Annotated in this window: 15 protein-coding genes, 9 tRNA genes and 2 rRNA genes (1 of these 26 cut by a window edge); 21 read left to right on the top strand and 5 right to left on the bottom strand. The window is 46.7% G+C overall.

Annotation, left to right across the window (positions count from 1 at the left end):
• From JOE45_RS21435 to JOE45_RS21485, 11 genes are all read left to right on the top strand, one after another.
• Nucleotides 1-2,699: ribosomal RNA gene (locus JOE45_RS21435) — 23S ribosomal RNA — on the top strand (it extends 223 nt beyond the left edge of the window).
• A 99-nt stretch (nucleotides 2,700-2,798) separates the two neighbouring features.
• Nucleotides 2,799-2,915: ribosomal RNA gene (rrf, locus tag JOE45_RS21440) — 5S ribosomal RNA — on the top strand.
• Between the two features lie 48 nt (nucleotides 2,916-2,963).
• Nucleotides 2,964-3,039, top strand: a tRNA-Phe gene (locus JOE45_RS21445).
• Nucleotides 3,040-3,064: 25 nt separating this feature from the next.
• A tRNA-Tyr gene (locus JOE45_RS21450) sits at nucleotides 3,065-3,150 on the top strand.
• Nucleotides 3,151-3,168: 18 nt separating this feature from the next.
• Nucleotides 3,169-3,241, top strand: a tRNA-Lys gene (locus tag JOE45_RS21455).
• Between the two features lie 17 nt (nucleotides 3,242-3,258).
• Nucleotides 3,259-3,344: transfer RNA gene (locus tag JOE45_RS21460), tRNA-Leu, on the top strand.
• 13 nt (nucleotides 3,345-3,357) lie between these two features.
• Nucleotides 3,358-3,441: transfer RNA gene (locus JOE45_RS21465), tRNA-Leu, on the top strand.
• Nucleotides 3,442-3,663: 222 nt separating this feature from the next.
• Nucleotides 3,664-3,738 (top strand) — tRNA-Gly (locus tag JOE45_RS21470).
• Between the two features lie 9 nt (nucleotides 3,739-3,747).
• Nucleotides 3,748-3,821, top strand: a tRNA-Arg gene (locus JOE45_RS21475).
• A gap of 195 nt (nucleotides 3,822-4,016) precedes the next feature.
• Nucleotides 4,017-4,093 (top strand) — tRNA-Pro (locus tag JOE45_RS21480).
• Between the two features lie 256 nt (nucleotides 4,094-4,349).
• Nucleotides 4,350-4,420 (top strand) — tRNA-Gly (locus tag JOE45_RS21485).
• A gap of 48 nt (nucleotides 4,421-4,468) precedes the next feature.
• Here the strand turns inward: JOE45_RS21485 and JOE45_RS21490 are convergent.
• Nucleotides 4,469-5,575, bottom strand: a complete 1,107-nt coding sequence (locus JOE45_RS21490) for a tyrosine-type recombinase/integrase (RefSeq protein ID WP_210022437.1) — start codon at nucleotides 5,573-5,575, stop codon at nucleotides 4,469-4,471.
• A 408-nt stretch (nucleotides 5,576-5,983) separates the two neighbouring features.
• On the opposite strand from JOE45_RS21490, the gene JOE45_RS21495 reads away from it, so the two are divergent.
• On the top strand, nucleotides 5,984-6,541 hold the full coding sequence (locus JOE45_RS21495) for a DUF4256 domain-containing protein (protein ID WP_210022436.1): 558 nt from the start codon (nucleotides 5,984-5,986) through the stop codon (nucleotides 6,539-6,541).
• Nucleotides 6,542-6,888: 347 nt separating this feature from the next.
• Nucleotides 6,889-7,599, top strand: a complete 711-nt coding sequence (locus JOE45_RS21500; protein ID WP_210022435.1) for a DNA alkylation repair protein — start codon at nucleotides 6,889-6,891, stop codon at nucleotides 7,597-7,599.
• 142 nt (nucleotides 7,600-7,741) lie between these two features.
• On the opposite strand, the gene JOE45_RS21505 is transcribed toward JOE45_RS21500, so the two are convergent.
• The 3 genes from JOE45_RS21505 to JOE45_RS21515 all read right to left on the bottom strand — a co-directional run bounded on the left by JOE45_RS21505 (nucleotide 7,742) and on the right by JOE45_RS21515 (nucleotide 10,637).
• Nucleotides 7,742-8,485, bottom strand: coding sequence for a response regulator (locus JOE45_RS21505; protein ID WP_210022434.1), 744 nt, complete (start codon nucleotides 8,483-8,485; stop codon nucleotides 7,742-7,744).
• Nucleotides 8,486-8,518: 33 nt separating this feature from the next.
• Nucleotides 8,519-10,096, bottom strand: coding sequence for an ATP-binding protein (locus JOE45_RS21510; protein WP_210023534.1), 1,578 nt, complete (start codon nucleotides 10,094-10,096; stop codon nucleotides 8,519-8,521).
• Between the two features lie 163 nt (nucleotides 10,097-10,259).
• Nucleotides 10,260-10,637, bottom strand: coding sequence for a hypothetical protein (locus JOE45_RS21515; protein ID WP_210022433.1), 378 nt, complete (start codon nucleotides 10,635-10,637; stop codon nucleotides 10,260-10,262).
• 159 nt (nucleotides 10,638-10,796) lie between these two features.
• On the opposite strand from JOE45_RS21515, the gene JOE45_RS21520 reads away from it, so the two are divergent.
• From JOE45_RS21520 to JOE45_RS21535, 4 genes are all read left to right on the top strand, one after another.
• The gene (locus tag JOE45_RS21520) at nucleotides 10,797-11,855 is read left to right on the top strand and encodes a TRAP transporter substrate-binding protein (protein WP_210022432.1); all 1,059 of its coding nucleotides are present in this window, start codon (nucleotides 10,797-10,799) and stop codon (nucleotides 11,853-11,855) included.
• 241 nt (nucleotides 11,856-12,096) lie between these two features.
• On the top strand, nucleotides 12,097-13,569 hold the full coding sequence (locus tag JOE45_RS21525) for a spore germination protein (protein ID WP_210022431.1): 1,473 nt from the start codon (nucleotides 12,097-12,099) through the stop codon (nucleotides 13,567-13,569).
• Between the two features lie 21 nt (nucleotides 13,570-13,590).
• Nucleotides 13,591-14,670: a GerAB/ArcD/ProY family transporter gene (locus JOE45_RS21530; RefSeq protein WP_210022430.1), complete on the top strand. Its 1,080-nt coding sequence runs from the start codon at nucleotides 13,591-13,593 to the stop codon at nucleotides 14,668-14,670.
• Between the two features lies 1 nt (nucleotide 14,671).
• Nucleotides 14,672-15,793 carry a Ger(x)C family spore germination protein gene (locus JOE45_RS21535; protein WP_210022429.1) on the top strand — a complete coding sequence of 374 codons (1,122 nt, stop codon included), beginning with the start codon at nucleotides 14,672-14,674 and terminating at the stop codon, nucleotides 15,791-15,793.
• Nucleotides 15,794-15,971: 178 nt separating this feature from the next.
• On the opposite strand, the gene JOE45_RS21540 is transcribed toward JOE45_RS21535, so the two are convergent.
• Nucleotides 15,972-16,679, bottom strand: a complete 708-nt coding sequence (locus tag JOE45_RS21540) for a 3D domain-containing protein (protein ID WP_210022428.1) — start codon at nucleotides 16,677-16,679, stop codon at nucleotides 15,972-15,974.
• 394 nt (nucleotides 16,680-17,073) lie between these two features.
• Here JOE45_RS21540 and JOE45_RS21545 point away from each other — a divergent pair, with 394 nt between their 5' ends.
• The 4 genes from JOE45_RS21545 to JOE45_RS21560 all read left to right on the top strand — a co-directional run bounded on the left by JOE45_RS21545 (nucleotide 17,074) and on the right by JOE45_RS21560 (nucleotide 20,553).
• Nucleotides 17,074-17,883 (top strand): uroporphyrinogen-III synthase, encoded by an 810-nt coding sequence (locus tag JOE45_RS21545; RefSeq protein WP_210022427.1) that lies wholly within the window; start codon nucleotides 17,074-17,076, stop codon nucleotides 17,881-17,883.
• Between the two features lie 87 nt (nucleotides 17,884-17,970).
• A complete protein-coding gene (locus tag JOE45_RS21550) occupies nucleotides 17,971-18,894 on the top strand; it encodes an ABC transporter ATP-binding protein (protein ID WP_210022426.1) in 924 nt (307 codons plus the stop codon).
• Complete coding sequence (locus tag JOE45_RS21555; protein WP_210022425.1) at nucleotides 18,887-19,660, top strand: ABC transporter permease; 774 nt, start codon at nucleotides 18,887-18,889, stop codon at nucleotides 19,658-19,660. Before JOE45_RS21550 ends, JOE45_RS21555 begins: the two co-directional genes overlap by 8 nt.
• A 140-nt stretch (nucleotides 19,661-19,800) precedes the next feature.
• Nucleotides 19,801-20,553: a lipid II flippase Amj family protein gene (locus tag JOE45_RS21560; protein WP_210023533.1), complete on the top strand. Its 753-nt coding sequence runs from the start codon at nucleotides 19,801-19,803 to the stop codon at nucleotides 20,551-20,553.
• The last annotated feature ends 44 nt before the right edge of the window (nucleotides 20,554-20,597 follow it).

Raw genomic sequence — 20,597 nt, forward strand, 5'->3', positions numbered from 1 at the left:
AAAACAAAAGTGATTCCGTCAGTAGCGGCGAGCGAAAGCGGATTAGCCCAAACCAGGAAGCTTGCTTTCTGGGGTTGTGGGACGTCAATGTGGGTTGAGCAGAGTAAGTGAAGCGGTCTGGAAAGGCCGGCCAAAGAAGGTAAAAGCCCTGTAGCTGAAATTCTGCGAAAACCCTAGACGGATCCCGAGTACCGCGAGACACGTGAAACCTCGTGGGAATCCGGCAGGACCATCTGCCAAGGCTAAATACTCCCTGGTGACCGATAGTGAAGCAGTACCGTGAGGGAAAGGTGAAAAGAACCGCGGGAGCGGAGTGAAAAAGAACCTGAAACCGTGTGCTTACAAGAAGTCAGAGCCCGTTAATGGGTGATGGCGTGCCTTTTGTAGAATGAACCGGCGAGTTACGTTCCCGTGCGAGGTTAAGGTGAGAAGCCGTAGCCGCAGCGAAAGCGAGTCTGAATAGGGCGCTTGAGTACGTGGACGTAGACCCGAAACCGTGTGATCTACCCCTGTCCAGGGTGAAGGTGCGGTAACACGCACTGGAGGCCCGAACCCACGAATGTTGAAAAATTCGGGGATGAGGTGGGGGTAGCGGAGAAATTCCAATCGAACTCGGAGATAGCTGGTTCTCCCCGAAATAGCTTTAGGGCTAGCCTCGGGAGATGCGTCGTGGAGGTAAAGCACTGATTGGGTGCGGGGCCCGCCAAGGGTTACCAAGTCCAGTCAAACTCTGAATGCCACAGACGTTATCCCGGGAGTCAGACAGTGAGTGCTAAGATCCATTGTCAAGAGGGAAACAGCCCAGATCATCAGCTAAGGTCCCCAAGTGTGTGTTAAGTGGGAAAGGATGTGGAGTTGCACAGACAACCAGGATGTTGGCTTAGAAGCAGCCACCATTTAAAGAGTGCGTAATAGCTCACTGGTCGAGTGACTCTGCGCCGAAAATGTAACGGGGCTAAACACACCACCGAAGCTATGACTAGACGTCTATGACGTCATGGGGTAGGGGAGCGTTGTAATCGGGTTGAAGCTAGATCGTGAGGACTGGTGGACTGGTTACAAGTGAGAATGCCGGTATGAGTAACGAAAAGATCAGTGAGAATCTGATCCGCCGAAAGCCTAAGGGTTCCTGAGGAAGGTTCGTCCACTCAGGGTTAGTCGGGACCTAAGGCGAGGCCGAAAGGCGTAGTCGAAGGACAACAGGTTGAAATTCCTGTACCACCGTGAACCGTTATGAGCAATGGGGTGACGCAGAAGGATAGTGACGCGAGCTGATGGATGCTCGTCCAAGCAGTAAGGCTGATGTGTAGGCAAATCCGCACATCATTAAGGCTAAGCTGTGATGGGGAGGGAAAATTACAGTACCGAAGGTCATGAGTTCAGGCTGCCAAGAAAAGCCTCTAGCCAGGGAGAAGGTGCCCGTACCGCAAACCGACACAGGTAGGCGAGCAGAGCATGCTAAGGCGCGCGGAAGAACTCTCGTTAAGGAACTCGGCAAAATGACCCCGTAACTTCGGGAGAAGGGGTGCCTCGGTAGGGTGAATAGCCCGAGGGGGCCGCAGTGAAAAGGCCCAAGCGACTGTTTAGCAAAAACACAGGTCTGTGCGAAGCCGCAAGGCGAAGTATACGGGCTGACGCCTGCCCGGTGCTGGAAGGTTAAGGGGAGCGGTTAGGAGCAATCCGAAGCTGTGAACCGAAGCCCCAGTAAACGGCGGCCGTAACTATAACGGTCCTAAGGTAGCGAAATTCCTTGTCAGGTAAATTCTGACCCGCACGAATGGCGTAACGACTTGGGCGCTGTCTCGACGAGAGATCCGGTGAAATTTTAATACCTGTGAAGATGCAGGTTACCCGCGACAAGACGGAAAGACCCCATGGAGCTTTACTGCAGCTTGATATTGGACTTTGGTACGATCTGTACAGGATAGGTGGGAGCCTGAGAAGCATGAGCGCCAGCTTGTGTGGAGGCGACGTTGGGATACCACCCTGATCGTATCGGAGTTCTAACCTGGTACCGTGATCCGGTATGGGGACAGTGTCAGGTGGGCAGTTTGACTGGGGCGGTCGCCTCCTAAAGAGTAACGGAGGCGCCCTAAGGTTCCCTCAGAATGGTTGGAAATCATTCGAAGAGTGCAAAGGCATAAGGGAGCTTGACTGCGAGACAAACAGGTCGAGCAGGGACGAAAGTCGGGCTTAGTGATCCGGTGGTACCGCATGGAAGGGCCATCGCTCAACGGATAAAAGCTACCCTGGGGATAACAGGCTTATCTCCCCCAAGAGTCCACATCGACGGGGAGGTTTGGCACCTCGATGTCGGCTCATCGCATCCTGGGGCTGAAGTAGGTCCCAAGGGTTGGGCTGTTCGCCCATTAAAGCGGTACGCGAGCTGGGTTCAGAACGTCGTGAGACAGTTCGGTCCCTATCTGTCGTGGGCGTAGGAAATTTGAGAGGAGCTGTCCTTAGTACGAGAGGACCGGGATGGACGTACCGCTGGTGTACCAGTTGTCTCGCCAGAGGCACGGCTGGATAGCTAAGTACGGAAGGGATAAGCGCTGAAAGCATCTAAGCGTGAAGCCCCCCTCAAGATGAGATTTCCCAATTAGTAAGACCCCTTGTAGACGACGAGGTTGATAGGTTCGGGGTGGAAGCACGGCAACGTGTGGAGCTGACGAATACTAATCGGTCGAGGGCTTATCCAAATACATGAACTTCAGCATACTTTGTTTCGATCCAGTTTTCAGGGTGCAAGCCACCTTGATAGTGAATAACCGATGTTTCTTGGCAGAAGCATCAACTCGTTTGGTGACGATGGCGGAAGGGAACCACGCGTACCCATACCGAACACGGCCGTTAAGCCTTCCAGCGTCGATGGTACTTGGACCGCAGGGTCCTGGGAGAGTAGAACGTCGCCAAGCGAAGCTTCCACAATAGTGGGAATTTTGTTACGAAGTTTTGTCTAGTTGGGCTCGGTAGCTCAGTCGGTAGAGCAGAGGACTGAAAATCCTCGTGTCGGCGGTTCGATTCCGTCCCGAGCCACCATGCTGGCCTGCACTCTTCAATTTGCGGAGGATTAGCGAAGTGGCCAAACGCAGCAGACTGTAAATCTGTTCTCTCACGAGTTCGGTGGTTCGAATCCATCATCCTCCACCACCATAATATTTATAGTATGAGCCATTAGCTCAGTTGGTAGAGCACCTGACTTTTAATCAGGGTGTCGTAGGTTCGAGTCCTACATGGCTCACTTTTACAACTTTATATGCGGTTGTGGTGGAATGGCAGACACGCTATCTTGAGGGGGTAGTGGGCGTATGCTCGTGGAGGTTCGAGTCCTCTCAACCGCACCATTATTTTAAATATGCGTTCGTGGCGGAATTGGCAGACGCGCTAGATTCAGGTTCTAGTGGGGTAACAGCCGTGGAGGTTCGAGTCCTCTCGAGCGCATAACAAAAAACAAGGATTCCTTTTTGGAAGGGTCCTTGTTTTTTTGTTTTAAAATCTCTTAATTCAAGATCAATCGGATGTTGATTGTAAGAAGTCTTATGTTAGTTAACTAAGATTAGCTAAAAATTCGTCATATGAGAAGGGTTTGCATTTTGGTTTAAAGCCTGCTATATTATTATTTGTCGCTTTAAGAGGATATTCTTGACGTGGCATTTAGCTGATGCGGAAGTGGCTCAGGGGTAGAGCATCGCCTTGCCAAGGCGAGGGTCGCGGGTTCGAATCCCGTCTTCCGCTCCATAATCATATGTGCCCTTAGCTCAGCTGGATAGAGCGTTTGACTTCGAATCAAAAGGTCGGGAGTTCGAATCTCTCAGGGCACGTAGTGAAAAAAGTGAAATGAGATAGATGAGAACGAAGTGGAGTTCGTCGGAGATTATGCTTCGTTAGGACTACACCGCAGTCGGCCTGTAAGGCCGCATCTCTCAGGGCACATAAGTAAGTGAAGTATGGCGGAATTGGAAATCGTGAAGGAACCGTGGGGGTTCAAGTCCTTTACATGGCATTGAATATATTATCGGGACGTAGCTCAGCTTGGTAGAGCACCTGGTTTGGGACCAGGGGGTCGCATGTTCAAATCGTGTCGTCCCGACCACTTTAATATTCGTGTGGCTGTAGTTTTATGGAAGTAGAGCTCCTGTTTCTCAAGTTAGTGCTTTGTTTATCCCAGAAGCCAGGGGTTAAACTGAGGTCAGAACCAGTTATTGAAATACAAATTCAAATGATTAGTGTGTCTTTATTTTTCTTAACGATATACATAAAGTACAGACTGAATTTACTTTGCAAATAAAATTTTAGGTTCTTGTTTTTTCCCGGTTTCTATGCGATAATTTTATTATATCTTCATACGGGCGGGTGTAGTTCAATGGCAGAACTCCAGCTTCCCAAGCTGGTGGCGTGGGTTCGATTCCCATCACCCGCTTACTGAGAGAACCTTGTTAATCAAGGTTTTTTTTATTCTTATGGAGTGTTACATCTGATCTGAAATGTCATTTGGGGACGGATTGGGGACGAAATTTTTCGGGTTAAACTTTTCTAGCTTGTTTGCTGTGTCCCGAGAGACCTTCTTTGTCACGTGAGCATAAAAATATGCAGTCACCTCAAACTTGGAATGACCGAGCCGCTCCTGAATCGCTTTGAGTGATGCATTTTCTTCGATTAGGAGTGTCGCGGCACTGTGTCTGAGATCATGCAATCGAATTTCTTTTAATTGATGCCTCCTGATGAAAACCTTCCAGTTGTGACTAGGTCTAGAGTAATAATACGGTCTACCATTTCCACTGTGGAATACATACTCTTTATCGCCGCCTAACCAGGAATCACCCTGAAGTTGTTTTTCTTGCAACCATTGATCTCGATAATCCCTTAATTCATTCATATACCAAGCAGGCATATCGACTTCACGAATCGAATAATCGGTTTTAGGCAATTTTTCAATGGCCTGTCCATTTAATGTCAAAGGAATGCTTTTACATATCGTAATTGAGTTATCTTCGAAATTGACATTGCTCCATTCCAGGCCTACGAGTTCCCCTCGACGAAAGCCGCCGAGCATACAACCAAGGTAGTAAAGGCGCCATCCCACCGGTCCTTTTGAAAGTGCCGCGATTAACTCCCGTGCTTCTTTCTCGTCATAATAATTCATTTTTTTCCTTTGAACTTTGGGCTGCATTATCTTATCCATTGGATTTTTTTGAAGCAATCTCCATTCTACAGCTTTAGTAATTAAATGTTTTAATACTTTGTAAATGTAAAGCACGGTAGAATCGGACAGTGGTTTAGAATTCGAAACAGATTTGCTAAGATCATTAATAAAAGTTACAACTTGTATGGTTCTTATCTGATTGATCTGCAAATGGCCAAATTTAGGGAGGATGTGTTGTCTAATATGTTCCATATACACTTTCATTGTGGAGGGGGCTAGGTTCCTTGATGCATGTTTTTCTTTCCACTCGTCAACAAAAGCTGATAATGTCATTTTCTCTGGAGAGATATACTCTCCTGCCTCGACCTCTATCTGGAATTTTGCAAGCTCTGACATAGCCTCTTTTTTCGTATTTGTACGAACTGTTTTCATCTTTTTGATCCTTTTACCGTTTGCATCATAACCGGCTTCAACAATGAGTCGGTATGAATTAGGCCCCCTTTTTTCGATGACGCCATAATACCTTTCCTTTCTAAAATTTGATTAAACTATTATCCATTTTGATCAATACTAAGAAATTGATACTTGAATATTTTGTTTTATCTAAAATTATTGGATTTTACTTAGACGATAGGTTATACATTTGTGATATATTTGTTTGGGTAAAATATCCCGTATGCATTGCCTTACATACGATGCATGTGGAGTGCTGTGTGTTGCTCATTAAGAAGTAGCCTTTAATGCCGCGTTTACCGATAATTGCCTGCCGTGAACAATGCTTCGGCTTTCTTTATGCGGTACCGTGGTCATGCCGCGATCATTGAAGGGAGGGAAACGAACATGTCAATGGAATTGTCATCTGGACAACGTGAAGAACTGCTCCGAACATTGAAAGCCCGCTTTGAGAAAAACTTGAACCGCCACAAAGGTCTTGAATGGGCCGAATTACAAGCCAGGCTAGAAGCGAATATCGCAAAACTGTGGTCGCTCAATGAAATGGAAAGAACCGGCGGCGAACCGGATGTTGTTGGTTATGATAATAAGACGGGCGAATACATTTTCTATGATTGTTCGGCGGAAAGTCCTAAAGGTCGCAGAAGCGTTTGTTACGACCGTGAAGCGTTAGAGTCAAGGAAAGAACATAAACCGGATAATAATGCAATTGATATGGCAGCTGACATGGGGATTGAGCTTTTAACAGAAGAACAATACCGGGAACTGCAGCAACATGGAAATTTCGATATGAAAACATCGAGTTGGGTTCAAACGCCTGCTCGTATTCGAAGGCTCGGCGGGGCTCTCTTTTGCGATCGCCGCTACGACACGGTCTTTGTATACCACAATGGAGCAGAATCCTACTATGCTGCTAGGGGGTTCCGTGGCTCGCTAAGGATCTAAGATCAAGGATTTCGCGGAATCCTGCATAATAATCCCGGATATCCTGTTCCCGCATACGGTGCATGTTTAACACCACCAGCTTAGGGATATGATGGGGACGAATTGGGGACGAAATTAAACATTCGTCCCCAGATTGAACCCCAATACACCAGAGAGTGGTTTGTATAACCCCAGTAAAATCAAGCTTTTTCGGACTTAATCGGAAATCATCAGACCCGCATTATCAGCTTCCCAAGCTGGTGGCGTGGGTTCGATTCCCATCACCCGCTTAAAGCCAAAAAACTTAGAGAAGTTTTTTTATTTTTCAGCTGGTCATCTCACCATAAAGTGCAAGAGAGGTGGATAGGATGGTTACGATAAATGAGATCATGAGTAAGCTCGAGGACATGGGATCGGAACAAACGAAACAGACTTTCATACGTCACGGAGCGAAAGAGCCTTTCTTTGGAGTCAAGATCGGCGATTTGAAGAAGCTGGTCAAAGACGTGAGGAAGGATCAGAGTTTTGCTCGAGCCTTGTATGATACCGGAAACAGCGATGCGATGTATTTGGCTGGACTTACCGTTAATCCGAAGACAGCTACGAAAGAAATGCTTCAAGACTGGGTGCGAGCGGCCAACTGGTATATGCTTGCTGAATATACCGTTGCCTGGGTTACCGCAGAAAGCCTATTTGCCTTGGAGCTAGCAAGGGAATGGATGAAGTCGTCTGATGAACTGATCGCTACTTGCGGGTGGAGCACTTATGCCAACTACATCTCGATTACGCCTGACGAACGATTGGATATAGAAGAAATTAAACAGCTCCTACAGCAAGTAGAATCTACAATACATGATGAGAGGAACCGAGTCCGCTATAACATGAATGCGTTCGTCATTGTTGTCGGTACTTATGTTGCAGCTTTGCACGAGGATGCGATGAGGATTGCCGAACAAATCGGTAAGGTACATGTAGATGTTGGCGCAACGGCTTGTAAAGTACCGCTTGCGTCAGAATACCTTCGTAAGGTGGAGGCAGCCGGCAAGGTTGGGAAAAAGAGAAAGACCTGTATCTGTTAATGTAAGATAACCCGATGAGCGCAAATATATCGCTTGACGGGTTATTTTATTAGGTGTCGGGGATGATGACGTCTGCTGTTCCTTAAGGCATGTACGATTAGGATCAGACAGCTACAAGTCGATTGATGTGTCAAAAAGGAATTTATTCTCCCGCGCGGGTTGAAAGTACATATTTGTTCACGGGGCGTCCTATCCCATACTGAAGATCTAAGCGAACTTGGCCGCTTTTCTCCAAGTAATCCAAATAACGACGAGCCGTGACCCGGGCGATGCCCACGCCTTCAGCGACTTCCTCTGCTGAAAGCGGATTCATTTGGAAGTTTAAAAAATGCATAATTTGTTTCAAGGTTACGGCCTGCAAACCTTTGGGCAGATCTTGAACGGCTGGTGCATCTGTAGCGTATACTTGGGAAGCTTTCTCTCGTTGAACGCCGTACAAAACCCGGTCAATCTCACTTTGAGTCGCTGCAAGCTCGCTTTGTAGCGTTTCTTTTAGGCTTCGATAATGCTCCAATGCCTGTTTCACGCGATCGAATTTAAACGGCTTCATAATGTAATCAACCGCTCCGTTCTGAAGCATCCGCTCTATGGTTCTCATATCGCTGGCAGCGCTAATCACGATGACATCAACGGAGAGCTCTTGTTTGCGAATTTGCGTTATCGTTTCGATCCCGTCCTGCACCGGCATGAAGATATCGAGAATCACGAGATCTGGCTTGAGCTCCTTAACCATATGCAGCCCCTCATCCCCGCTGGAAGCGATGCCAACAATGTGAAAGCCTTCGACTCGTTCAACAAACTGCTGGTTCACCTCCTGAACCATAGGGTCGTCTTCTACCAACACAACACGGTACTGCTTGGATTTTGAAGAATTCGTAGCATTCATAGAATTATCCCTGCCTCATCTTTATATCAACAATTAGTCCATGGGGAACGATACGAGAAACGCAGTTCCTTCCCCGGGAGTGGAATCGATCTGAATGGTACCCCCGCCTTTGTCCACCATGCCGGCTATCAAGTGGAGTCCGATGCCGCGCTCGCTGCGGCCTTTAGTAGTATAGCCGCGCTCGAAAATCCGGGCGCGGGTAGCTTCGTCCATTCCGCAGCCGTTGTCCTCTACGAGCACGGAGAGGATCTGTTCGTCCTGCTCAATGCTAACAAATATTCGTTTATCCCGTTGAACCTGCTGGAGGGCGTCAAAAGCGTTCTCCAGCAGGTTCCCGAGCAGGATAACGAAGTCGTGCTGGTCCAGCCGTTCCGGAAACCGCTCCAGCCGGCTTTGACGGTCAATCGTCACTTCAATGCCAAGCTCGCGCCCATGGCTGATTTTACCTAGTAGAAGTCCGGTCAAGCTGTCGTCTTTGATTCTCTGGGTAAGGAAACGCGTAAGCTCTTCTTTTTGCTCTGTGATTTCAAATAAGTAGTCGAGCGCTTTTTCATTATTCCCGAGCTGAATCAAACCTCCGATCGTATGAAGCTTGTTCATATATTCGTGATTTTGAACACGCAGAGCGTCTACAAACGCCTTTACGCCGGTCAGCTCTTCGGCCATTCGCGTCACTTCCGTTCGGTCTTGAAAAATCGCCACAGCGCCTACCGTACGTCCTCCTACGGTTATCGGCACACGAGTACTCATAATGATATCTCCGCCGATGGCCTGCTCCTGATTATACACGGGGTGATTCATCTTGAGAATTTCCGGCAATCGAGTATCGGGAACGACCTCATGAATCCGTTTGCCGATAACGTCACCTGAAATATTTAGCATATGCTTCGCTTTTTCGTTAAATATCGTAATCCGTTCATACTTGTCAATCGCTATTACACCTTCATGCATCGCGTGAAAGGTTGCCGTACGCTCTACCAACAGCCTGGCGATTTCGTGCGGCTCGAGCTCAAACATTTGCTGCTTGATATGCTGGGCAAGCTTCCAGGATCCCCAAAACCCGAATAAAAGGGAGAGCAGCAGCACAATATAGGCTTGGCTGGAGAGGTCGAGCAGGACCTGTCCTACTGTCGGCATGATGCGGCCTACCAAGGCGACGCCGACCTGCACGTGCTCAGCGTTCATGATCGGAACGAACGCTCGCAGCGCTGTACCGAGCTCTCCCTTCGCCTTGGAAACGTATGTATGCTCGGCGAAGGCGGAGCCCTCGTCGGCACCGCTCGAGATGGTGCCGATAAGGCTTTGAACCGGATGAGAATACCGTACCCGGTCCATATCCATCACAACGACGTAAGTCACATCGTTGATGATGCGAATGCGTTCGACGGCCGGTTGGACGCCTACGCTCAGATCGGGCTGGGTGAGACCGGCAACCACCTCCGGCATTTGGGCGACCGTCCGTGCGGTCACAAGCAGCCGCCAACCGAGATCCTCCTCTTTCATCCGAATAATACCGCCCAGAAGGACACTTCCGGCGATACAGAGCGAAAAAAGTACGATTCCGAACGATAATATGGCGATTTTCCAATTAATTTTCAAACGCTGCAGCATGGCTCTGGCAGGACGTCCCCTTTCCAGTTGGAGAATGGCTGAAGCCATTATGTACTCTAATCATACAATAAGCTTAAGCTAATGGGAATAAAACATGCCCGTCTTTCGCATCTTTGAAGATGGGAAGATGGGCACACATGGCAGGTAATCCGCCGGAGCTTTCTTATTTCTGCTGAACTTGGTTCTGCTGCTTCCCGGAAGACTTCTCTTCTTTATTCTCATCCGACCAAGGATTACCGCCTTTTCGGACTTTTTCTTGAAATTCGAGCTCCCGCTTCAGCATTTCCTCCTGCTGCTTCTGCAGCTTCTTAAGCTGCTTTTTTTCATTTTGCCGGAGTTGTTCATTTTGTTTGTATTCCTGCTGCTTGATTTCTTGATACATCTTCATTTGTTGCCGAAGCTCTGTATCGATTGGTTTGACATTTTGTTGATTGGAGCTTTGTGTCTTTTGATTGGCAGGTTGCTGCTCTTGTCCGCATCCTGCAACAAGCATCACTGCCGTTAGACAGCAAAGCAGGCGAAAGGCATAGCCTTCAAGCATGATGGGCTTCTCCTCCTCGTCTTCTTGGCCATATCAGGGCTTTTTGGGGTTAGTTTAACCGCAATGCCAAGAAAACATGTTTGTGTCTGATGCGACGAAACATTTCGTGATATACTGTGATTAAGATCGGAACCTTGATAAGGTTGGAGGTGTGCGGACGTGAGAAGGCTGCTTGGAACGCTGCTTGTTATCTTGATCGGCCTTGCTGCGGCGGTGACCATCGGTTTTTATCCCACATTAAGCTCAGCGCCTGTTGTTGATGATGATGAGCAGGAAGGGTTCGATAGGGAAATCGTCATCAAATTTAGTCATGTTGTAGCGGAGAATACGCCCAAAGGCTTGGCGGCTCAAGATTTTGCCCGTCGGGTCTATCAGAAAACGGACATGCGCGTCAAGGTTGAGGTGTTCCCGAACGCGGTGCTTTATAACGATACCGACGAAGTGGATGCGCTGATGAAGGGCAACATTCAGATGATTGCTCCGGCTTTTTCTAAAATATCCCAATATGTACCGGCTTGGCAGGCATTTGACCTTCCTTATGCGTTTTTGACCAATGAGGCGATACAAGATGCGTTTGATGGAGAGATAGGCGAAATCCTTTTCAAAAAGTTAAAGTATAAAAATATGATAGGGCTTTCATACTGGAGTAACGGGTTTAAGCAAATGACCTCTGGCCATGGGCCTCTCATCCATCCGGCTGATTTTAAAGGTCAGCAATTTCGGATCATGCCAAGCGAAGTGATTGCAGCTCAATTTAGGCTGTTTGGAGCCAAAGCAGTGGCCATACCATTCGACGAAGTGTACCGCGGCTTGGAATCGGGATTCGTGGATGGCGGAGAGAATGCAATCAGCAACATTGACTCCAAAAAATTTTATCAAGTTCAAAAATATATGACTATTAGTAATCACGGCTATTTAGGGTATGCGGTGCTGATGAACAAAGAATACTGGGATAAGCTTCCTGACGATTTGAAGGTTTTGATCCAGGAGGCATTGGAGGAGACCACGGCATGGGCGAATCAAAATGCCATTCAGATGAATGAGCGCCAGCTTCAGGAGCTTCGCGATCGTGCAATGATGCAGATTCATATGCAAACGCCCGAGGAGCGGCTGGAGTGGATGCATGCTTGGGAACCGATTTATCAGGAATTTGAGGGAGTTATCGGTAAAGATTTGATTGAGCGCATACGAGAGCTGCAGAAAAAATATGGAGGATGACTCGAAAAGGGTCAAGCTCCCGTTGTGGGAGTGGTGGAGAAAGACACGTTGTTTCAAAGAGAAAACACACAAACGTAAGTCCTTCTTAAGATTAGGTCAATCAGAGTTTCTGGTTGGTCTATTTTTGCATTTTGGGAATGTTTAGCTCTTTGAGATATATGATTACGAATCATATGAGTCCATTCTGTATAATTTTTAGGTTATTAATAGAAAATATGGGGGGAGTGCTAAGGAGGATCAAATGGATAACTTTCGTCGTTTACTCGGTATTGAGAATAAAGGAGGGAGGGGGATTGGAAACGAAAACGAAAACCAACCCGAGAAACCGGACTCAAAACATATCCTAAATGAACTTGAAAACTGCGATGATATTGTAACTAGAACGTTTCCCGAATTAAGTATAACTCTAATTTATTTTGACCATCTAGTGGACAAGAACGAGTTAAATCGCGAAGTTATTAATCCATTGAAGAATGTTACAAATGACGATTTGCCGCAATTATTCAAGCAATCTCAATTTCAAATGCCCCAAAATACACAGGAGACTATTGAAGACATTGTAAGTGGGAAAACGGTTATTTTCCATGGGGACGATGTTTATTCTGTTAATGTATACGGCCCGGAATCCAGAACGATTGCACAATCTGAAACGGAATCCGTGATTACAGGTCCGCATGACGCGTTCACAGAAAATATCGCATCGAATTTGTCCCTCATACGAAGACGAGTGAGAAGCTCCAAATTAAAAACAATGAAGCTTTCTGTCGGAGAAATTACGAAGACCACTGTTTACGTATTATATATCCAAGATATCGCGAATGACGATTTAGTTCATGAATTGTTAAAAAGAGTGAGAAGCATTGAGATCGACGGACTATTTGAAGGGAACATGATCGTTCAACTGATTGATGAGCATCCGAATTCCATCTTCCCGCAATTCATGACAACGGAACGAACCGATGTTGTCGCTTCCAAATTAGTTGCAGGAAAAATTGTGGGATTAGTGGACGGCAGCCCTTCCGCCTTCTGTGCTCCAACCAGTTTCTTTGAATTTTTTTCCTCACCGGACGATTATTATCAACGATGGCTATTGGGTACCGGATTAAGGTTACTCCGATTTATTGCCTTTCTCATCACCATTACCTTTACGGCATTCTATGTTTCAGTTACCACCTTTCATTATGAGATGATTCCGCAAGCGTTATTGTTAAACTTAGCGGAATCACGCAGCAAAGTGCCCTTTCCTCCGCTTTATGAAGCCATGCTTATGGAGGTCACCATAGAGCTTCTGCGTGAGGCTGGCGCCAGATTGCCTTCAAAAATTGGACAAACGATCGGCATTGTAGGCGGTATCGTTATTGGCCAAGCGGCTGTGCAAGCAGGATTAACCAGCAATATTCTTATTATTGCGGTTGCTTCTTCCGCGATCGCCTCTTTTGTCATCCCTAGTTATATCATGAGCGCTTCCATTCGATTAATCCGGTTCGGGCTTATTTTTTTAGCCGGCATCTTCGGGAATTTGGGGCTTTTGTTTGGAATCACATGGATCGTGATTCATTTATCTGGACTGACCAATTTGGGGACATCGTATCTTACACCTATTGCTCCGATGAATCTGAATGATTGGAAAGATACCTTCATTCGTTCACCGTTCTGGTCCCTGCGGAAAAGACCAATGCAAGCAAAAACACGGAACAAACAAAGAATGAAATAAGCATACAAGAGGGGGATAAGTATGCGTGAGAAACTGAATCCGTATCATATTGGATTGTTAATGTATTTGGTTCAGTCCGGAGTCTTAATGTTCAGTCTCCCTCGATTAACAGCTGAGCATTTTGGCACCAACGGCTGGATATCTATCGTTATCGCTTCTGCCTTGGTTTGTATGAATATTGGGCTTTTTTATATTGTATACCACATGGGACAGGGGCAATCCGTATTCGATATCATGGAATCGTCCGTATCCAAGTTCATTCTGGTTCCTATGTATGCGGTCATTGCAAGTATATGGTCTATTTCAGGTTGTCTGATCGGTAAACAATACATGTTGATGTTTCAAATGCTCTCGTTTCATACCACGCCATCTTCAATCTTAAAGATACTTTTTGATATTCTAGTTTATTTTCTATTGATTCAAGGTATTTACAATATCGTGAAAGCTTCAACCGTTTTCTTTTATTTGACCGTTTGGATGCCTCTACTATTACTGTATCACTTTAGAGACATAGAATGGGTAAGATTTACTCCCTTTCTGTTTCAAGGTAATACTACAGCCATGGCCCAAGGTATGGTGGAGATATTCGCGTCGTTATTAGGCTATGAAGTGTGTTTATACTTATTCCCATACGTGGAGCGAAACTCAAAATTTTTCCGCGCCGTACTTTTAGGTAACTTATATACGACTTTCGTTTATATTTTCATTTGTGTGGTTAGTTTCGGTTTCTTTGGTTTTGGGCTGCTTTTGAAGCTCAAGTTCCCATTACTTGATCTCTTGGCCTTTATTGAACTCCCGTTTGTTGAGCGGATCGAGAACCTGTTGTTTGTATTCTTTATTTTTAAAATGTTGATGACTACCGTTATTTGTTACTGGATCGCTCAGCTTTATCTTGAAAGAATATTTACTAAAGCACAACCAAAGATACTGGCTTTCTTGCTGGTTATAATAACCTACATCGTTTCTAATCTAACGGATGTACTCCAGGAAGTTGTTGACTGGTTGAGATATTTTGTTATGATGCAAAGCCTTTTGAACTTTGTCATTCCGATTTTTTTAATTTTTCTGCTGCTGGTGAAAAGACGCCAAGGGGTGAAATAAAATGCCGTTGCGACTACGATACTTTACATTGACAATCATTGTGATATTAACGATCAGCGGTTGTTCTACAGATAAAAAGCGTCTTGAAAAATTGGGGCTTATCAATTCCATCAGCTACGATATAAATAGGCCTGAACCTGGTGCAGAGAAAAAGCTGTTAGTATCCATTAGTGTACCGACTTCCCCAGCAGTTGGCGGAAATAAAAGAGAATTTTTAACTACAGTGTCTACATCGGGCAAAGAGGCAAGAGGAAATTTATCAAGACAAACAAGTAAAATCCTTGTAAATGGTCAGTTAAGAAATATTTTATTGGGCAAAGAATTTGCAGAACAAGGAATTTGGCCTCACTTGGATACGCTCGTTCGTGATCCATCGATTGGTCCGAGAGTCAGGATGACTGTAGTTAATGGAAATGCTTCTGAATTATTAAAAATGGATTTTCCCAGTGAGCTTGAAACCGGGCAATATATTTACAAGCTATTGGTGACAGAAGAAAGAAATAAAACCATTCCTGAGGTTAGTATTCTTCACTTTATTCGTGATTTGTTTGATGACGGTATTGACCCCGTTGCTCCAATATTAAAGCTGAACAAAGACCATCTGGTTATTGATGGCATAGGCTTGTTTGATGGCGATCGATACCGAACCAGGATTTCACCCAAAGATGCTCTCATTTTTGCCTGTTTGCGCGGAAATTTCAGACAAGGGGAAATCAATATTGGATTTAATCATAGGAACAGCACTGAGGCAGTTACGCTTAGCTCCATAATTAATCATCGTAAGGTGAAAATTAGTCAAGATCAACATGAAAAGATCCATGTTGTGTTCGATCTCCATATTAAGGGAAGCATCATTGAGTATACGGGCAAGCTGAAATTAGGCAAGAAACAGGATCAGAAGCAACTAGAAAAGCAAGTATCCGAATATTTGAAAGAAAAAGCCGAATTATTGATACATCAGATGCAAAAAAATAAAGTAGATAGCGTTGGGCTTGGCCAACATGTTAGAAACAGTATGAGTTATGACGAGTGGAAGAAGTTGAATTGGAAAAAAGTCTATAGTTCAATTCCAATCCAATGTAAATTCAAGGTGGAATTTATAAACTACGGTAAATTCCAATGAAAGAAATAGGATGAATCATATTTTCCAGAACAAAGTTTGGCGTTCTGGTACATCTATTATTAATAGATGTACCAGAGAAGTGTTTTTTATCCAAATACACTCACTGATTTCAAGAACGGTATTATGAAGCGGTTGCTTTAAACAATCATGGGGGATGTATATATATGCAGTTGGGCTGTCAGCTAGCCGTTCGTACGGCATCCTTACCCAATACATATACTTTGACGTTCTTCTTCACTCCAAATTGACGGGCTTCCCGCACATCGTCCATGAATATGTCGATACGTGAGCCGCGGATGGCAGAACCGGTATCCTCTGCTGTACGGATGCCGATCCCGTCGATAAATACGGTCGTTCCGAACGGAATGATCGATGGATCCACGGCGATCGTTCGCCCTTCTTCCGCTTTGCTGCCGCTGGATGTCACTCCGTAGGCTGGATGGGAAGGGGTTTTGCCTGTCGATTCGACCCCGGCGGTATAAGCGGACAGCGTAGAGGTGAGCACCAGGCTGACCGTATTTATTTGGCCGTCCGGAAGCTGCAGTCCCACTTCGGCAGCCGGAATCTGAAGCAGCTGTCCGATAGCGAGACGGTTCGGTTCTACGGTCGGATTAGCGGCGAGCAAGGTTTGAACGGTAATACCGAAAGACCGTGAAATGCTGTACATCGTATCTCTAGGCTGGACTTCGTAAGTTAAGGAAGGCGGAATAACAAGCTCCGCTGCTGTGTCTGGGTCCTCTTCAGGTGGAATGTAGGCTTCGGATGCGCAGCAAAATCCATAGTATCCTCCGTACATGTGGAAGGCTGCCGCGGGCGTTGCCCCAATGAGAACATGGAGCAAAAGAAGATGGACACAAAGCATGATTAAGCGATAAACGGGTTTCATTCTAGTATATCCTCCTTTAATCTGATTGAAATGAAGAGTGATAATACTAGATTTGCCCGGATTCATAGAATATAAACTGTTTATAGAATAGAGTCGGTAAGATATGTTTATGTTGTTAGACAAAAAACGAACGATACATTAATTAATATTTATAAATATTCGGTAATTTCACCTTCATAAGTACAATTTATGAATGTTATAAGCAGTTTTGTATTGAAAGTTCCTAACCCATGAGGTATATTACTATTACAAATATTATGTAAAGATAAGCTACGTTAATAGATAGGAAAATTGACATAATTTGTTTTGTAGTGTCCTTACGCTGATCTAACGAGCTGTATTGTATGTGAAATCGTTAAGCGGCAGACACTAGCGGATATGGGGGAAGAAAGACATGCGCAGACTAGAAGGAAAAAGGATCGCACTAACGGGACCAAGGAAGGCGGCCGAGTTGAGTATCATGGTGGAGAAGCTGGGAGGCATTCCGGTTGTCAGGCCAACTCAAGGTACGGTAGCTATCGAACGGGAGAAGGTAGAGAAAAAGATCACCGACCTCATCGAGAACGGAACGGATTGGATCATATTTACTACAGGCGTGGGAACGGAAATGCTGGTTCAAGCGGCGGAGTCGATGGGGGTTGCCGAAGCGTTCATCGATACGCTGAGACGTACTCAGATTGCGGCCAGAGGATATAAGACGGTGAAATACTTAAAATCTCTTGGATTGGAGCCTACGGTGAGGGATGATGACGGTACAACCGTTGGGATTCTGCGGGCGCTTAAGCCGTACGATCTTCACGGGCGCAGGGTAGCGCTGCAGTTGTATGGGGATCATGCTCCTCGTCTTGTCGGTTGGCTGGGCGAACAGCAGGCACAATACTATGAAATACTGCCGTATGTGCATGTGCCTCCGGAGATGAACGTGATTAACAAGCTCCTATCGGAGATCGTAGAAGGGGAGCTGGATGCCGTGACGTTTACGAGCACGCCTCAAGTCCGCTTTCTGATGTCTTATGCGCGCGAGAAAGGCTTGGCAGATCGACTGGCGGATGCGTTCCGCGGCACAACTGTTGCCGTAGCGGTTGGAAAGGTGACGGCGGAGGCGCTTCGAGATGAAGGGATTCAGCGCGTAGTCGCTCCTGAAGAGGAGCGGATGGGGAGCATGATCGTCAGCTTGGCCAAGTATTATGAAGAAGGCGCCTAACGGAGACGCTTGGTCATCTTCAAGAGGTATGGTATACTTTTTCCTGCTAGGAGAAGCATACCATATCTTTTTTTATTTGGAGGCCATATGAGCAGTCCTTCTGTTATTGAGCTGCAAACGCTGACGAAGAAAATCGGTTCCAAAACCATCGTTGACGGACTGACCTTTGAGGTCATGCCAGGTGAAGTGTTTGGTTTTCTCGGACCGAACGGCGCTGGAAAGACGACAACGATCCGGATGATGGTCGGGCTTATGTCGATCACCGACGGTGAAGTGAAGGTCCTAGGCCACAGCGTTAAGAACGAATTCGAGCAAGCGATGGTGCATGTAGGCGCTATCGTGGAAAATCCGGAATTTTACGGCTTTATGAGCGGCTATCAGAATCTGGTTCATTTTGCACGTATGATGCCGAATGTAGGGCATGAAAGAATAGAAGAAGTCGTGGAGCTGGTTCGCCTCGAGAACCGCATTCAGGATAAAGTGAAAACGTACTCGCTCGGCATGAGACAGAGGCTTGGTGTAGCCCAGGCGATCCTCCATCGCCCGTCGGTTCTCGTGCTGGACGAGCCGACCAATGGGCTCGACCCGGAAGGAATCCGCGAGCTTCGCGATTATTTGCGGCGTTTGGCGCGTGAGGAGGGAATCGCGGTCATCGTATCCAGCCATTTGCTCTCCGAGATGGAGCTGATGTGTGACCGGGTGGCGATTATTCAGAATGGCCGGCTGCTGGATGTCCGTTCCTTCAAAGATGCCCCAAGGGACACGGATACGGTGGAGGTGCGTTTCGAAGTGGAAGATCTCGCTAGGGCACTTGAATTGCTAAGCGATGACATACCGGCCAAAGCCGATGGTGCTGAACTGGTCGTTACTTTGCCGGGACAGCGGCAGGCCGTTGCTGAGCTGAATGCCCGTTTCGTGAAGGCGGGAATCGGAGTGTACGGCATTCGTATGCAGATCAAAACGCTGGAGGATCAATTCCTCGAAGTGACAAGGGGGAATCGGATTGTCTAGCTTTGTCCGGCTTGTCCAGAATGAACACATGAAGATCTATACCCGGCTGCGCACGTGGGTAATGCTGGCGATCTTGGCGCTCGCGGTCATCACCATGGGCGTGCTGATGAAGTATGTTCTTGAAGCGGGAATGGATCATGTACTTCAGTTTATGGTTTTTGCGTCGAGTCTGACTTCACTCGTCACGATATTCACTGTAATTGTGGCGGGGGACATCGTAGCTGCCGAGTTTACTTGGGGAACGATTAAGCTTTTGCTGATCCGGCCGTCGTCCCGGGGAAAAATTCTTTGGTCCAAATACGTGACGGTGCTGCTCTTTATCGTAACGCTTCTGCTCGTCTTACTGATCGTTTCCTATTTTACAGGCTTGCTGCTTTTCGGTGTAGGAGGCATAGTACTTCCAGATGAGACGATTTCGTCGATCCTGAAGACGTATGGATTAAAGTCGATCCAAATTGTCATGACCGCCACCTTAGCCTTCATGATCTCCACCGTGTTTCGCAGCAGTTCGCTTGCGATAGGCTTATCCATTTTCCTTATGTTAACGTCAATGCCGACCATGGCGGTATTAGTACAGCTCAGATACACATGGGTAAAATATGTATTGTTTGCCAACACCGATTTGTCTCCCTACGTACTCGGAGGGAATCCGCTGGTCCCGGGCATGACGCTTGGATTCTCGGTGACGGTGCTGCTTGCCTATTGGATTGTTTTTTACGCCGTCTCTTGGCTGCTGTTCACGAAAAGGGACGTAGCTGGAAGCTGACGAACCGACGTGATGGTAGCTGCTCTTAATGGAGTGCGCCATCACTTTTTTTATTGCTCAAAAAAAAGTTACATGAAATATGCGCAGGGAGGCGGTAAGATTTGACCGGAGAGCTGCTGCTGGTCGTACTGTTGACGTTGATGATTCATGCTGTGGAGACACTGGCTTATGCCGTCAGACTGGCTGGAATCCGTGTGGGTAAGTTGGCTGTGGCTTTATCTCTTACCGGGATCATCCTTCTGGTGTCGCGAACGTCAAATTTGGTGCAGGGGCCGCTCACCGGCGGCTTGATCGATAATGCTATCCTTCATCCGGGAACTCCGCTAGAGTGGCAGTTCCATCTGATATTGGCGGGTGCGGCTGCGGGCACCCTACTGGCCATTCTCATGTTTCCGACGATGGTCTTTATTTCTATGAGGCTGGTTTCCCGGTTGGAAGCTGCTGGTTCCATTCCCCTGCTGGTCAGGGAGTCTGTTTCGATTGCCAAGCTGAAACGGGTGAAGAACAATATGCGCTTCCCCGGCTGGGAGATGCTGCAGCGGCTCCGGGTGGGCGGAATTCCTAAACGGTTGCTATTGTTAAACACTCTCGTTACCGGCATTTATACTGTAGGGGTGCTCTCTGCGCTCTATGCATCCTATCTCGTGCCGGAGCACTCCATGGCCGCCTCTCAATCTTCGGGCTTAATTAACGGCATAGCAACGATACTGCTGACCGTATTTATCGATCCAAGGGTGGCGCTTCTAACGGATAAAGCAATGGCGGGCAGAACGAATCTGAACGAGATGAACCGGATGTTCGGCTTCCTTATGCTGTCTAGGCTTGTAGGAACACTGTTGGCGCATCTTTTTCTGGTTCCGGGGGCGCAGTTCATTGCTTGGTACGTTAGTTAATTCAATCAGCCGCATCTCCTCGTCGATGCGCAGGCGGTTCCTTT

The organism is Paenibacillus sp. PvR098 (assembly GCF_017833255.1).
Taxonomy (GTDB): domain Bacteria; phylum Bacillota; class Bacilli; order Paenibacillales; family NBRC-103111; genus Paenibacillus_G.

Bases quoted from the DNA above. Each gene is read 5' to 3' on its own strand.
- JOE45_RS21530 (WP_210022430.1), top strand. From the start codon at position 13,591: ATGCGTGAGAAACTGAATCCGTATCATATTGGATTGTTAATGTATTTG.
- JOE45_RS21505 (WP_210022434.1), bottom strand. From the start codon at position 8,485: ATGAATGCTACGAATTCTTCAAAATCCAAGCAGTACCGTGTTGTGTTG.
- JOE45_RS21495 (WP_210022436.1), top strand. From the start codon at position 5,984: ATGTCAATGGAATTGTCATCTGGACAACGTGAAGAACTGCTCCGAACA.
- JOE45_RS21510 (WP_210023534.1), bottom strand. From the start codon at position 10,096: ATGCTGCAGCGTTTGAAAATTAATTGGAAAATCGCCATATTATCGTTC.
- JOE45_RS21550 (WP_210022426.1), top strand. From the start codon at position 17,971: ATGAGCAGTCCTTCTGTTATTGAGCTGCAAACGCTGACGAAGAAAATC.
- JOE45_RS21540 (WP_210022428.1), bottom strand. From the start codon at position 16,679: ATGAAACCCGTTTATCGCTTAATCATGCTTTGTGTCCATCTTCTTTTG.
- JOE45_RS21545 (WP_210022427.1), top strand. From the start codon at position 17,074: ATGCGCAGACTAGAAGGAAAAAGGATCGCACTAACGGGACCAAGGAAG.
- JOE45_RS21490 (WP_210022437.1), bottom strand. From the start codon at position 5,575: ATGAAAACAGTTCGTACAAATACGAAAAAAGAGGCTATGTCAGAGCTT.
- JOE45_RS21560 (WP_210023533.1), top strand. From the start codon at position 19,801: ATGATTCATGCTGTGGAGACACTGGCTTATGCCGTCAGACTGGCTGGA.
- JOE45_RS21515 (WP_210022433.1), bottom strand. From the start codon at position 10,637: ATGCTTGAAGGCTATGCCTTTCGCCTGCTTTGCTGTCTAACGGCAGTG.
- JOE45_RS21500 (WP_210022435.1), top strand. From the start codon at position 6,889: ATGGTTACGATAAATGAGATCATGAGTAAGCTCGAGGACATGGGATCG.
- JOE45_RS21525 (WP_210022431.1), top strand. From the start codon at position 12,097: ATGGATAACTTTCGTCGTTTACTCGGTATTGAGAATAAAGGAGGGAGG.
- JOE45_RS21535 (WP_210022429.1), top strand. From the start codon at position 14,672: ATGCCGTTGCGACTACGATACTTTACATTGACAATCATTGTGATATTA.